Raw genomic sequence first — 13,853 nt, 5'->3', positions numbered from 1 at the left:
CCGTTTTATCGGTTTCAGACGGCGGCAGATCAGACTGTATTGTTCACGGACAACACCCTGTTCTGTATCGAATAGCTCGCGGTCGAATACCGATAGATTATTTTAATGAATTAAGACCCGCTCTGACCTGCTATTCCAGCGGGCGCGCCGGTTGCGGTGGAAAGCGCAACTCCACCCGTGTACCTCCTGGCTGAGCATGGAGGGTCAGATGGCCGCTCAGGCGCTGCGCGCGCTCCGCCATAATCGTCAGACCGTAATGGCCCGGCGGTTCGTCAGTGCTGTTCATTCCTACGCCATCGTCCGTAATCGTCAGTAAGTGCTCACCTTTTTCACTGTGCTGATAATCCACCCGGATAACCTGCGCACTGGCGTGACGAATCGCATTCAGCAGCGCCTCACGGACGATCTGCAACACATGCACCTGCTGTTGTGCTTCCAGACTCTGCAGGCCGGTCTGATAGTTAAAGTGTATCTCTGCGCTGCTCTTCTCCTGCAGCGAGGCGATCATCGCCTGCATCGCCGCCACCAGATCCGCCTGCTCAATGGTCAGACGGAAGGTGGTCAGCAGCTCACGCAGCTGGCGATAGGCCTCGGCCAGCGCCTGATCGAAGTCAGCGATAATGGTATGGGCGGCGCTATCGTCTTTATCAACGGCGCGGCGCAGCAGGGTCAGCTGAATGCGTAAAAACGAGAGCGACTGCGCCAGCGAGTCATGTAATTCCCGGGCAATGGTTGTGCGCTCTTCAATCAGCAGCATCTGTTGATACTGCTGCTGTGCCTGCCAGATCCAGATAGCCCGTCCCAGCATCGCCGCCAGGCTGCGCATCAGTTCATCCGGAGGCGAGGCGCCCGCTGTCTGCCAGCGCAGCTCACCAATCTGCTGCTCGCCCTGCTGTAACGGCAGACGTTGCCACTGACCGTCTGCCTGATCATCTCCGGCGCGAAACTGAAACTGGTCACTGTCGAGCCGGATCGCCGTCAGTTTCTCGCGCGTCAGTACATTGGTTAACACGGTTTCAAACAGTGCCGGATGCAGCGGGCTGGCGGTCAGCATTTGTGAGCTGTCATAGAGTAGCGACAGCGTGCGATTCGCCTGGGTTAAATCTTCCGTTTTGGCGCGCACTGTGCTTTCCAGCAACTGGTAGTGCGAATGCAGACGTGCCGCCATGCCGCTGAAGGCATGTGACAGCACCCGCAGTTCATTCTGCTGCTCAACGTGCAGCGGCGGAAAAGCAAAGTTGCCGCTCTCAACATAGCGACTGGCGGTGACCAGCGCATTAAGCGGGCGCACCACCTGCAGTCGGGTAAAGCGAATCGTCATCAGAGCCAGCGCCACAATCGCAATAACCCCCACCAGGCTGCTGGCGGCCACCAGATGCATTTTCAACTCGGTATAGCGTTGCAGACCCAGCACAAAGCGATCGATTTCACCGACGTAGATCGGCACCTGCTGCTGATAGGCCACGGTATCACCCTGTTGCAACTGCTGCTGCAGCGAGGGCCATGTGGCACGCAGCCGTTGATAGCGAACACTTACTTCACGGGGTACCCAGGGACGATCAAGTTTTTGCAGCACCGGGGCATCCAGCGTTTGCTGATAGCGCGCCAGATGATGAGCCAGGTTTTGCGGCTGACGGCTGGCATCCCAGGCCATACGATAGCTCTGCATGCGCAGTGAACCTGCCAGATTGATCGCCTCCGCATCGCGCTGGCTACTCAGGAGCGTGACTAATGCCAGACCGGTGGTGAGCAGCGACAGCAGGACAATGGCGCTGAGCGCCTGAGCGATGCTTTGAGTTATGGAACGTTTAACAATCACATGAATGGCCCTGTTGAGAGTGCGGGAATTATAAGAGCGCATTAACGTAACGCAAATGATCCATCCCCTGTTTATCGCACAGGACGTTACACATCGCACATAAAATGACCGCAACTGACAGTTCCCAGGACGTGCTGCTGTTCCACGCTTAAAAAAGGAACAGGTTTACATCGTCCCGATGTTGCTTTTCATTGCAGCGCTAATAATTCATCCAGTCATCAACTCAACCTCGATCACAGATCAAGGAGCATCCAATGAAAAAGCTGAATGCTGTCCTGGCGGGCGCATTACTGGCTTCCGCCTCATTTGCCACTTTCGCCGCCGCGCCGGTCGATCAGTCGCAGGCGCAGCGTATGCAGAGCATCGGTAGCGTTTCGGTCTCTGGCGTTCGCGGCTCACTGGACGATGCGAATCGCCAGCTGTCGCAAAAAGCGGAAGAGATGGGCGCCAGTCATTACCGCGTTATCGGGGTCGATAACCCAGGCGACTCCAGCCTGTGGAGCGGCACCGCAGAGATTTATCGCTAACCCAACCCTCCTGTTCCATCCCTGTAGCTTTTACCGGCCTGAAAATGGCCGGTTTTTTTGTTTTTGTGCATCAGGATGGATTCTTACAAATCAGCCTGTGCATCTGCCCGGTATATTTTGCTTCGTTCTTGCAGAACGGGTAGGATTCATCGCCGTAAATTCCCGCGCTGCCTGGCACTCACTCACGGGCAAACGCACAGAGGAAAATACCCCATTTCACAGGGCATTACGCCTGAAATGGGGATGCGACGACTGATGGTCAGGACAAACAGGAATGCTATGAAATCTAAAAACAAAACCCCAGGCGAGATGCGCGCTGCGAAACGACGCTGGCTCAACTCTCATGACGCCGGCTACCAGAAGGCGATGGGTAACCGTCACGTACAGATGATTGCGATCGGCGGTGCCATTGGTACCGGTTTGTTCCTGGGCGCAGGTGGCCGTTTGCAGGCTGCTGGCCCCGCCTTAGCCATCATCTATCTGGTGTGTGGCATCTTCTCCTTCTTTATTCTGCGCGCGCTGGGCGAACTGGTGTTACACCGTCCCAGCAGCGGCAGCTTCGTCTCCTATGCCCGAGAATTCCTGGGTGAAAAAGCCTCCTACGTGGCGGGCTGGATGTACTTCGTCAACTGGGCGATGACCGGCATCGTCGATATCACCGCCGTCGCGCTCTACATGCACTACTGGGGCGCGTTTGGTGATGTGCCACAATGGGTGTTCGCTCTGGGCGCGCTGGCTATTGTCGGCACCATGAACATGATCGGCGTAAAGTGGTTTGCCGAGATGGAGTTCTGGTTCGCGCTGGTGAAAGTACTGGCGATTGTGATCTTCCTGGTGGTGGGCGTGGTGTTCCTTGGCACCGGCAAACCGCTGGATGGCAACAGCACCGGCTTCCATCTGATCACCGATAACGGTGGCATGTTCCCGCACGGCTTACTGCCTGCGCTGGTGCTGATTCAGGGTGTAGTGTTTGCCTTTGCCTCTATCGAGCTGGTAGGTACGGCAGCCGGCGAATGTAAAGACCCGAAAACCATGCTGCCGAAAGCGATCAACAGCGTGATCTGGCGTATTGGCCTGTTCTACGTTGGCTCTGTGGTTCTGCTGGTGCTGCTGCTGCCGTGGAACGCCTATCAGGCGGGTCAGAGTCCGTTTGTTACCTTCTTCTCGAAGCTGGGCGTGCCTTACGTTGGCAGCATCATGAATATCGTAGTGCTGAGTGCGGCGCTCTCCAGCCTGAACTCGGGCCTCTACTCAACCGGGCGTATTCTGCGCTCCATGTCGATGGGTGGCTCTGCACCGAAATTCATGTCCAGGATGAACGGTCAGCAGGTGCCTTATGCCGGTATTCTGGTGACCATCGCCGTCTATGTGATTGGTGTGGTGCTTAACTACTATGTGCCTTCTCAGGTGTTTGAGATCGTCCTGAACGTCGCCTCGCTGGGTATTATCTCCTCCTGGGCCTTTATCGTGGTTTGTCAGCTGCGTCTGCGCAAAGCGATTAAAGAGGGCAAGGCGGATGATGTCAGCTTCAAGCTGCCAGGCGCGCCGTTTACCTCATGGCTGACGCTGCTGTTCCTGTTCAGCGTGCTGGTGCTGATGGCGTTTGACTACCCGAACGGGACTTACACCATCGCCTCCATTCCGCTGATCGCGTTATTGCTGGTGCTGGGATGGTTTGGCGTGCGTAAGCGTGTTCACGCCATAGCTGAGACCGAACAGGATCATCACGAAGAGGAGCCTCAGCCGACCCGACTGGCTGACGACACCTCACGCTGATAAGCTCTGCAGCAATCAGGCCAGCCTCCGGGCTGGCTTTTTTTGTCCGCCAACCGCCCCTGTCACACCGCGAATTAAGATAGTTTTCCCGCAAGCTTGCCCCTATGATGAAAGGCTCCCTTTATGCGGTAGCGGAGTGCTCATGTCGTTTAAGATCAACATCATCAAAGATAAGCTTCTGTCTGAAAACTGGTTTGTGCTGCGTAACTACACCTATGAGATCACCGATCGTCGTGGCGAGGTTATCCGCCATAAACGCGAAGTCTACGATCGTGGAAACGGGGCGACCATCCTGCTCTATAACCGTGAAAAGAATAGCGTGGTCCTGACGCGCCAGTTCCGTATCGCCACTTACGTCAACGGTAACGAAGGCGGCATGTTAATCGAAGCCTGCGCTGGCTTGCTGGACGACGACTCCCCGGAAGATTGCATTCGCAAAGAGGCGATTGAAGAGACCGGGTATGCGGTGGGCGAGGTAGAGAAACTCTATGCCTGCTATATGTCGCCGGGCGGCGTCACTGAATTGATCCACTTTTTCGCGGCAGAATATAATGAATCGCTGCGTGACAATGCGGGTGGCGGCGTTGAAGATGAGTCGATCGACGTGCTGGAACTGCCTTTCCCTGATGCGCTGGCGATGGTCGCCGATGGCCGCATTCGCGACGGCAAAACCGTCATGCTGTTGCAGCATGCACAGATTGCTGGCTGGCTGATACCATAAAAAATCATGCAGTTAGCCTGTTGCGGCGTGACAGGGTTGATCGTGGAAAGTGAAGCATTACCCACTTCACATGCATGCTTTTTAAGCAGTTGACTGCGCTTTTTGCACAGGTTCACAGAATGGGAACCCTGGCAGGCCTGTTGATGCGCTATCCTCTCCACTCTGGGTATTCGGGGATCGATTTACTTAATGTCGTATTGGATGAAATCGCTGTGGCTGTTGCCGTCTCTGTGGGTTGCCTGTGTTCAGGCGGAACCGTTGCAAAAGTCATTCAACGACTGGCAAATCACCTGCAACAATGAAGCCTTTTGCGTAGCGCGCAATATTCCGGGCGACAAAGGACTAGTGATGACGATTTCGCGGCATGCGGGCGTCAACGATCGCCCCTTGCTGCGAATCGACTACGGCAGTGCCTACAGTGGCGCGCTGCCGGGCGGTTCGCTTCAGGATAACCTGCTACTGGATCAGCGCCGTCTGAAACCCGACCTCAAACACTGGACGGTTGAACCGCACCATCTCGCCACCAGCAATGCCATCGCAATCAATGAGTTTCTTGATCTGGTGATGGAGGCGAAAGCCCTTCAGCTCACTTTTGATCCCAACGCGCTGATCTCACTGCGCGGTATGAAGGCCGCGCTGTTGCTGATGGATGACACTCAGGGCCGCGTTAACAGCATGAGCGCGTGGATCAAACGTGGCGATCGCGCCAGCTGGGATGTTCCGCCGCCGCCTGCGCTGCCGCCATTGCCGCCTGCTGTCGAGCCTCCCCCCGCATTAACGCGCGACGAGACCAGCGGATTAATTGATTACGGCACCTGGCGGGTCAATACCGACTCCTGTTCACTCGATCCGTTGCGCCGTGAAGTCAGCGTGGCGCCACTCACCGATCAGCGTGCGCTGCTGCTGGTGAGTTGTGAAATGGGGGCTTATAACGTGATCGATCTGGCGTTTGAAGTGACGCGCAACCAGCCCTACGTGGCGCGCGGCATCACTTTAACTCTGCCGTTTACCCCACCCGGTGCCAGCGATCGGCAGCTTGAGCTGATTAACGCCGAATATGATGCGGCCAGCGGCCAGCTCTATACCTTTGGTAAAGGACGTGGATTGGGTGACTGCGGCAGTGCCACACGCTGGCAGTTTGATGGCACGCGTTTTGTGTTAGCGGAGTATGCGGAAGAGTCGACCTGTGACGCCTGGCACAGCAGTGATGACTGGCCAACCCTGTGGGTCAGCCAGTCTGACGGTGGCGTACAGCAGCGTTAACGAATCGCCTGCACCATCATCGGTGAGCCAAGCTGATTGCCGACCAGTTCGGCCAGCATATTATTCACGCCGTCGCTCATTGGCGTAAAGCGGGTCAGCGGCGAGCGTGTCACCACCACAAATACTCCCACGTTATGCTGCGGCACCATCGCCATATAGGTGATGAAACCGCCGCCGCCGCCGGTTTTCTGAATAATGCCAGGGCGACCATTTTTCGGCCCCATAAAGACCCAGCCCATCCCCAGCGCATCCGCTTTGCCCGGCACATCCATGCCTTCTACTTTGCTCAGCTGATCGCGACGATAGATCAACGTTTGCAGTCGATCGATCTGCGGCGTGCGGTGGTTAACCGAAGAGTTAAGGAACTGCTGCATCCAGCGGCCCATATCATCCGGCGTTGAGTAAACGCCGCCGCTGCCAATCGCCGCCAGGGTGTTATTGCACGGACTGGCCCCTTTTTCCGCCACCATCAGGCGTCCACACTGCTCAGGTGACGGCGTAAACGTCGTGTCCTTCATGCCGAGCGGGCGGGTAATCAGCTGCTGAAACAGCGCCGGATAGGGTTTGCCGGTGGCACGCGACAGCGCATCACCCAGCAGATCGTAGCCCAGGTTGGAGTAGGCGGCACTGCTGCCCGGTGCCGCTTTAAGGTTCGCGCGCGACAGCCACGCCCAGCGTTCACCCCGGGTCGGCCAGACAAATACCGGACGCTGCGCTTTGCCGCCAGGCTGTTCGCGCGGCAGTCCGCTGGTGTGGGTCGAGAGGTTGATCAGGCGAATGGGCTGACCATTGTAGGTGGGCACGCGTGAACCCGGTGGCGCATATTTACTCAGGGGATCGTCAAGGCGAATCTGTCCGCGCTCAGCCAGTTTCACCATCACTTCACTGGTCATCAGCTTACTCAGCGAGGCGATGCGAATCAGCGAATCTTTCTGCGGACGGACATTGTTGCCAGGACGGGTTTCCCCAAAGCTGGCGAACACCCGCTGATTGCCATCAATCGCCACCAGTGCCATGCCGGTTGCACCGCTGCCGTAAAAGATATGTTCCGCATAGCGATCAACAATCTGAGAGGCCAGCAGCGGATCGGGCGCGACCTGCGCCATGCTTTTTAATGGAAGCAGTGAAACCATCAGGGCCAGTAAATAGGGTGTGCGCATGTTCAACGGAAGTGGCTTCGCTATAAAATCGGAGGAAATCTGCCTTCATTCATCGGGATGCATCAGGTCAGAACCGCATTATCCCGACAGAACGACAGCAGGAAAAGACGGACAGCCAGCGCACAGGCAGCATTAAGTATGACGGCTCTATAGTAATGAGTTTGCGCAGGGCGGGAAGAGGGGAATGGAGTTTTTTTTATGTAGCAGGCTATAAGTGGAAATGGCCCTTCCCGGTGAGCCGGGAAGGGCATAAGCATTAAACTGGCTTGAGTAATGCTTCAGCATGGCTGACGATATTCTCAACCGTGAAGCCAAACTCCGGGAACAGCTGACTGGCCGGGGCCGATTCACCAAAGGTGGTCATACCGACAATCGCACCGTCCAGACCGACATACTTGAACCAGTAGTCAGCAATACCCGCTTCTACCGCCACACGCGCCTTCACGCCGCTCGGCAGTACGGATTCGCGGTAAGCGGCATCCTGCGCATCAAACAGGTCAGTAGAAGGCAGTGAAACCACCCGCACCTTGTGACCGCCTGAAGTGAGCTTGTCCGCTGCACCCAGGGTGATCTCAATCTCTGAACCGGTTGCGATCAGAATCACTTCTGGTGTGCCGTCGCAATCTTTCAGCACATAGCCGCCGCGTTTGATGTTTTCGATCTGCTCCGGAGTACGTTCCGGCTGCAGCAGATTCTGACGAGAGAGGATCAGCGCAGTCGGGCCGTGATGACGTTCGACGGCGGCTTTCCACGCTACAGCGGTTTCGACCTGATCGCACGGACGCCATACGCTCATATTTGGTGTCAGACGCAGGCTGGCGATCTGCTCAACCGGCTGGTGCGTCGGACCATCTTCGCCCAGACCGATGGAGTCATGGGTGTAGACCAGAATCTGTCGTGCCTTCATCAGTGCAGCCATGCGCGCGGCGTTTCGCGCATATTCGACAAACATCAGGAAGGTTGCGGTGTAGGGAACAAAACCGCCATGGTGCGCGATACCGTTACCAATCGCCGTCATACCAAATTCACGTACGCCGTAGTGAATGTAGTTACCGGCCGGATCTTCTTTGATCGATTTAGAACCAGACCAGATGGTGAGGTTACTCGGTGCCAGGTCAGCAGACCCCCCCAGGAACTCCGGCAGCATTTTGCCGTAGGCTTCCAGCGAGTTTTGTGACGCTTTACGGCTGGCGATTTTCTGCGGGTTAGCCTGCAACTCCTGAATGAACCGGGTCGCTTCGGTTTCCCAGTTCGCGGGCATTTCGCCATTCATCCGGCGCTCATACTCTTTCGCCAGCTCAGGATGGGCTTCTTTATAAGCCGCAAATTTTGCATCCCAGGCTTTTTCGCGTTCAGCACCCGCCGCTTTGGCATCCCACTGCTGGTAGATTTCAGCCGGGATCTCAAACGCCGGATAGTTCCAGCCGAGCTGTTTGCGGGTCAGGGCAACTTCTGCCTCACCCAGCGCCGCGCCGTGCGACTCCTCTTTACCGGCTTTGTTCGGCGAACCGAAACCGATAATGGTGCGGCAGATAATCAGTGAAGGCTTATCGGTGACGCTCTGCGCTTCTTTGATCGCCTCACGAATGGCATCAGCGTCATGGCCGTCAATGTCGCCAATCACATGCCAGTTGTAGGACTCAAAGCGTTTGTGGGTGTCGTCAGTAAACCAGCCTTCGGTCTCGCCATCGATCGAGATGCCGTTATGGTCATAGAAGCCAATCAGTTTGCCGAGACCCAGAGTCCCCGCCAGTGAACAGACTTCGTGCGAGATGCCTTCCATCAGACAGCCATCGCCCATAAACACATAGGTGTGGTGATCGACAATCTCATGATCCGGACGGTTAAACTGCGCGGCCAGCGTGCGTTCTGCAATCGCTAAGCCCACGGCGTTAGCCAGTCCCTGACCCAGCGGGCCGGTGGTGGTTTCAACGCCAGGGGTGTAGCCGATTTCCGGGTGACCTGGCGTTTTAGAGTGCAGCTGACGGAAATTTTTCAGCTCTTCAATCGGCAGGTCATAACCGCTCAGGTGCAGCAGGCTATAAAGCAGCATTGAGCCGTGGCCGTTGGAGAGGATAAAGCGGTCGCGATCAAGCCAGGCGGGATTGGTCGGATTATGCTGGAGGAAGTCGCGCCACAACACTTCGGCGATATCGGCCATTCCCATTGGCGCACCGGGGTGGCCTGAGTTTGCCTTCTGTACCGCATCCATGCTCAGTGCACGAATCGCGTTTGCCAACTCTCTGCGTGAGGACATAAAGTTCTCCCTTGTTATGCATCAGGGCGGGAAAGTCCCGCCCGACTAAAATAAAGACTACAGGCGTGCGGCGAGCACATCTTCCAGCTTCTGCTGGTCAACCGCGAACTGGCGGATGCCGTCAGAGAGTTTTTCAACTGCCATCGGATCCTGATTATGTTCCCAGCGGAACTCCGCTTCAGAGAGCGGCGACGGCTGGTGGAAACCTTCAGTTGAAGGCTCCAGTTTGCGCTCAAGCGGCGCATCACTGTTCTGCAACTCTTCCAGCAGGTTAGGTGACAGGGTCAGGCGGTCGCAGCCTGCCAGCGCGATAATCTGCTCCACTTTACGGAAGCTGGCGCCCATGATGATGGTGCTGTAACGGTGCTTTTTGTAGTAATCGTAGATGCGACGCACGGATTTCACGCCCGGATCTTCATCCGCCACGTAGGGGTCCATGGGTTTGCGCGAGTTATACCAGTCGTAGATGCGGCCAACGAACGGGGAGATCAGGAACACGCCCGCTTCGGCACAGGCACGCGCCTGAGCAAAGGAGAAGAGCAGTGTCAGGTTGCACTGAATGCCGTTTTTCTCCAGCTCTTCCGCAGCGCGGATGCCTTCCCAGGTCGAGGCCAGCTTAATCAGTACGCGTGAGCGATCGATACCGTGCTCTTCATACATCCGAATCAGTTTTTCTGCTTTGGTCACACACATGCCACGATCGAAGGAGAGGCGCGCATCCACTTCGGTCGAAACACGGCCCGGTATGCTTTTCAGGATTTCCATACCAAGGTTGATCGCCACTTTGTCGCTGGCGTTAATAATCTGCGTCTCTTTGCTGCCGCCCTGTTTTTTGGCGTACTCAATCGCGTCATCCATCAGGTGCTTATACCCTTCGAGACCGGACGCTTTCAGAATGAGTGAGGGGTTGGTGGTGGCGTCTTCCGGATGGTAATTACGAATCGATTCGATATCACCACTGTCCGCCACCACGGTGGTGAACTGTTTTAGGGCTTCTAGCTGGTTCATCTCTAAACTCCTTGAAAAGAAAAATGAAAGCGAACAGGGGGCACCTCAGGCCTCGCAGCCGGTCTGTGGCATGTTCTGCTACCGGGAACGCGAACCCATAACATTGCAACAGAGAGTTTCTGATGAACATGCGGTTTCTCTGATTGTTGCGCTGCGAGGCGGTGCGAAGGAGCCGTCATGCGGTGTTAACCGTGGGGTGCGCCATATTCCACCCATAAGCATAGCAGTCAGGAGGAATGACGCAGGCCACACTGTAGCAATCTTTGCCCTGTAAAAAAGAAGAGGCCGATCAGGCGAGAGGTAAGCGCAGCGCGGGTTGAGACCCGCGCTGCAGCGGCAGAAACGATCAGACTGGCAGGTTCAGCCAGTTCTTTACCGGCAGGAAATCGCGATAGAGGGCGGCTTCAGGTGAGTCGGCATCGGGCTGATAATCATATTCCCAGCGCACCAGCGGGGGCATCGACATCAGGATCGACTCAGTGCGACCGCCGGTCTGCAGACCAAACAGCGTGCCGCGGTCCCACACCAGATTAAACTCCACATAGCGACCACGGCGGTAGAGCTGGAACTGGCGCTCACGATCGCCCCACGGGTGATCTTTACGGCGCGCCACAATCGGCCGATAGGCATCCATAAAGCCGCGGCCAACCGCCTGCATAAAGCTGAAGCTTTGCTCAAAGTCGGGCGTGTTGAGATCGTCAAAAAACAGGCCGCCAATGCCGCGCTGCTCATCACGATGCTTCAGGTAGAAATAGTCATCACACCACTTTTTATAGCGCGGATAGACATCCTCGCCAAAAGGCTGGCAGAGGTCAGCGGCGGTCTGGTGCCAGTGCAGCGCATCTTCTTCGAAGCCATAAAAAGGGGTCAGGTCAAATCCGCCACCAAACCACCAGACGGGATCGGCACCCGGTTTCTCGGCGATAAAAAAGCGCACGTTGGCGTGGCTGGTGGGCACATAGGGATTGTTCGGATGGATCACCAGTGACACGCCCATCGCTTCAAAGCTCCGGCCCGCCAGTTCCGGCCGGTGTGCTGTGGCGGATGCCGGCATCTGATCGCCATGCACGTGCGAGAAGTTGACGCCCGCCTGCTCAAACACCGCGCCGTTGCGAAGGACGCGGCTCTGACCGCCGCCGCCGCCGGGACGCTGCCAGCTATCTTCGGCAAACGCTGCGCCGCCATCTTCAGCCGCCAGCTGGTTACAAATCTCATCCTGCAATGCGAGCAGGAACGCTTTTACGCGGGAAATATCAGCCATCTTTTCGCTTACCGTAGGTTTAGTCTGACGCGATTATACGCAAAACCGCGCCGCTTGCATGAGTGCGGCGAGTCGCACGGCGTAAACCGGCGACACGTATCAGGCGTTGCGGCGATCAAACTCATCAAAGTAATTGACGATGCCACTGGCAATAGCCGAGGCAATTTTCTGGCGAAACGCGGTGGTGCCGAGCAGCTGCTCTTCACGCGGATTGGTAATAAAGGAAGTCTCAACCAGCACCGAGGGTATCGACGGTGACTTGAGTACCGCGAAGGCCGCCTGCTCGGTGTGCTGGCTGTGAAGATGATGCACAGGGCGGATCTGATCCAGTACATGTTTGCCCAGCGTCAGGCTGTTCTTAATAGTGTCCGTCTGCACCAGATCGAACAGGATCTGCTGCAGATAGTGATCCTGCTGCTGCGCTTTCACGCCACCCAGCTTGTCCGCATCGTTCTCACGCTGTGACAGATAACGCGCCATCGAGCTGCTGGCACCGCGATTAGAAAGCGCAAACACCGAGGCACCGCTTGCATCGGGACTGGTAAAACCGTCGGCATGAATCGACATAAAGAGATCTGCGCCGTGCTGGTGGGCGATCTCCACCCGCTGATAGAGCGGAATAAAGTGGTCGCTGTCGCGGGTCAGACGCACTTCTATGCGCGGATGGCTCTGTAGCTGACGCTGCACGTTACCGGCAATCTCCAGCACGATGTGTTTCTCTTCGGAACCCTCTTCGCCAACGGCACCAGAGTCGATGCCGCCGTGACCGGGGTCGATCATCACGATACGTTTCCCGTTCTTTGCGGGCGGGGCAGGGCGCGAGTGACGATTTGCACCAGTAAGTGCAGACTGCTCTTTAGCCTGAACCGCGCGCGGCGATAAAATGGCCAGAGCCAGCCCGGAAAGCAGTAACTGACGGCGATGAATCAAACGTTTAAGCAGGTGCATGTGCGGGTCCGGTAACAGGAATCTTGCCGGTGTTATAGCCTAAGGGGCTGCTGCCTGCGATCACAGAAGCATTTCAGGGCATTACTTTGTATTGCAGGTCGCGAACAGTAAATTTGCGCTTTTTTATTTGTCGCCCGTCATGGAGGGTTGCGTGCGGCAGAGAATGCGTGATAATCAGCAAATTGTGCTTATTTGCAGGTAAAGAAGATGGAAATCCGCGCCTTCCGCCAGGAAGATTTTGAAGAAGTGATCACCTTATGGGAACGTTGCGATTTGTTACGGCCATGGAACGATCCGGAGCTGGATATCGAACGCAAAATGAATCACGACCCCGATCTCTTTATGGTCGCTGAAGTGGGCGGCGTGGTCGTTGGCACACTGATGGGCGGCTATGATGGCCATCGCGGCGCGGCTTACTATCTGGCCGTGCATCCCGACTATCAGGGACGCGGCTTTGCGAATGCGCTGATGAACCGTCTGGAGAAGAAGCTTATCGCGCGCGGCTGTCCGAAATTGCATCTGATGATCCGTGAAGAGAATGATCAGGTGGTGGCGTTCTATGAGAAGCTTGATTATGAGCCGGTCGATGCGCTGCTGTTTGGTAAACGTCTGATCGAAGATCGTGAATACTAAGCCGTCACCGGGCTATCTGCCGGACGAGTATGACGCCAGAGGGCAGCTACGGCTGCCGTTTCTTTTTTGGCTGATCCTGTTACTCCAGGCGCGGACCTGGCTGCTGCTGGTGATGGCCGGTGCGTCACGGCAGCAGGGCAACGATCTGCTGGCGCTGTTCTATCCCGATCGTCAGGCGTTCTGGATCGGTCTTGCGCTGGGTTTACCGGCGCTGGCGGGCCTGCTGTTGACCGGGTATCGCACGCGCCTGCCGCGACTCTGGCAGCACTGGCGCAGCGTGCTGGCGCTGTCACTGCTGGTGAATCTGCTCTGGCAGGGAATGCAGTTTGTGCAGGGCGATCTGCTCACCTCACCGCTGCCATTGCTGCTGACGCTCTTTGACCTGCTGGCGCTGATCTGGCTGCAATCCAGCCGCCGCTGTCGCGACTGCTTTCTGCCCGAACATCATCTTCACTAAACTTTTTGTCGCTTTGCGACTCC

Annotated in this window: 12 protein-coding genes; 6 read left to right on the top strand and 6 right to left on the bottom strand. The window is 56.5% G+C overall.

Features of this window, described 5'->3' with window-relative positions:
• Positions 1-130 precede the first annotated feature (130 nt).
• Complete coding sequence (gene narQ, locus AC0T7J_RS06600; RefSeq protein WP_473792967.1) at positions 131-1,819, bottom strand: nitrate/nitrite two-component system sensor histidine kinase NarQ; 1,689 nt, start codon at positions 1,817-1,819, stop codon at positions 131-133.
• A gap of 254 nt (positions 1,820-2,073) precedes the next feature.
• Here narQ and AC0T7J_RS06595 point away from each other — a divergent pair, with 254 nt between their 5' ends.
• The 4 genes from AC0T7J_RS06595 to AC0T7J_RS06580 all read left to right on the top strand — a co-directional run bounded on the left by AC0T7J_RS06595 (position 2,074) and on the right by AC0T7J_RS06580 (position 6,106).
• Entirely contained in the window at positions 2,074-2,346 is a 273-nt protein-coding gene (locus AC0T7J_RS06595) for a YdgH/BhsA/McbA family protein (protein WP_473792965.1), read from the top strand.
• Between the two features lie 279 nt (positions 2,347-2,625).
• Entirely contained in the window at positions 2,626-4,122 is a 1,497-nt protein-coding gene (ansP, locus tag AC0T7J_RS06590; protein WP_473792963.1) for an L-asparagine permease, read from the top strand.
• Between the two features lie 142 nt (positions 4,123-4,264).
• Positions 4,265-4,843: a GDP-mannose pyrophosphatase NudK gene (nudK, locus tag AC0T7J_RS06585; RefSeq protein ID WP_010259968.1), complete on the top strand. Its 579-nt coding sequence runs from the start codon at positions 4,265-4,267 to the stop codon at positions 4,841-4,843.
• Between the two features lie 189 nt (positions 4,844-5,032).
• Positions 5,033-6,106, top strand: coding sequence for a DUF1176 domain-containing protein (locus AC0T7J_RS06580; RefSeq protein ID WP_473792961.1), 1,074 nt, complete (start codon positions 5,033-5,035; stop codon positions 6,104-6,106).
• On the opposite strand, the gene ampH is transcribed toward AC0T7J_RS06580, so the two are convergent.
• From ampH to amiA, 5 genes are all read right to left on the bottom strand, one after another.
• Positions 6,103-7,266 (bottom strand): D-alanyl-D-alanine-carboxypeptidase/endopeptidase AmpH, encoded by a 1,164-nt coding sequence (gene ampH, locus AC0T7J_RS06575; protein ID WP_010259962.1) that lies wholly within the window; start codon positions 7,264-7,266, stop codon positions 6,103-6,105. The two genes, AC0T7J_RS06580 and ampH, sit on opposite strands and share 4 nt — an antisense overlap.
• A gap of 256 nt (positions 7,267-7,522) precedes the next feature.
• Positions 7,523-9,523 (bottom strand): transketolase, encoded by a 2,001-nt coding sequence (tkt, locus tag AC0T7J_RS06570; protein WP_010259958.1) that lies wholly within the window; start codon positions 9,521-9,523, stop codon positions 7,523-7,525.
• A 57-nt stretch (positions 9,524-9,580) separates the two neighbouring features.
• Complete coding sequence (tal, locus tag AC0T7J_RS06565) at positions 9,581-10,531, bottom strand: transaldolase (protein ID WP_010259954.1); 951 nt, start codon at positions 10,529-10,531, stop codon at positions 9,581-9,583.
• Positions 10,532-10,877: 346 nt separating this feature from the next.
• The gene (gene hemF / locus AC0T7J_RS06560; RefSeq protein WP_010671360.1) at positions 10,878-11,792 is read right to left on the bottom strand and encodes an oxygen-dependent coproporphyrinogen oxidase; all 915 of its coding nucleotides are present in this window, start codon (positions 11,790-11,792) and stop codon (positions 10,878-10,880) included.
• A gap of 99 nt (positions 11,793-11,891) precedes the next feature.
• On the bottom strand, positions 11,892-12,740 hold the full coding sequence (gene amiA, locus AC0T7J_RS06555; RefSeq protein ID WP_010259947.1) for an N-acetylmuramoyl-L-alanine amidase AmiA: 849 nt from the start codon (positions 12,738-12,740) through the stop codon (positions 11,892-11,894).
• 207 nt (positions 12,741-12,947) lie between these two features.
• On the opposite strand from amiA, the gene AC0T7J_RS06550 reads away from it, so the two are divergent.
• Together AC0T7J_RS06550 and AC0T7J_RS06545 are read left to right on the top strand one after the other, a co-directional pair.
• Entirely contained in the window at positions 12,948-13,373 is a 426-nt protein-coding gene (locus AC0T7J_RS06550) for a GNAT family acetyltransferase (RefSeq protein WP_473792958.1), read from the top strand.
• The gene (locus AC0T7J_RS06545; protein ID WP_010259942.1) at positions 13,363-13,830 is read left to right on the top strand and encodes a DUF2919 family protein; all 468 of its coding nucleotides are present in this window, start codon (positions 13,363-13,365) and stop codon (positions 13,828-13,830) included. Before AC0T7J_RS06550 ends, AC0T7J_RS06545 begins: the two co-directional genes overlap by 11 nt.
• Positions 13,831-13,853 lie beyond the last annotated feature (23 nt).

It is taken from the genome of Pantoea sp. E956-1 (assembly GCF_982223955.1).
Note: the sequence above shows the minus strand (reverse complement) of the source record. Positions and strands in the feature narration are given on the sequence as shown.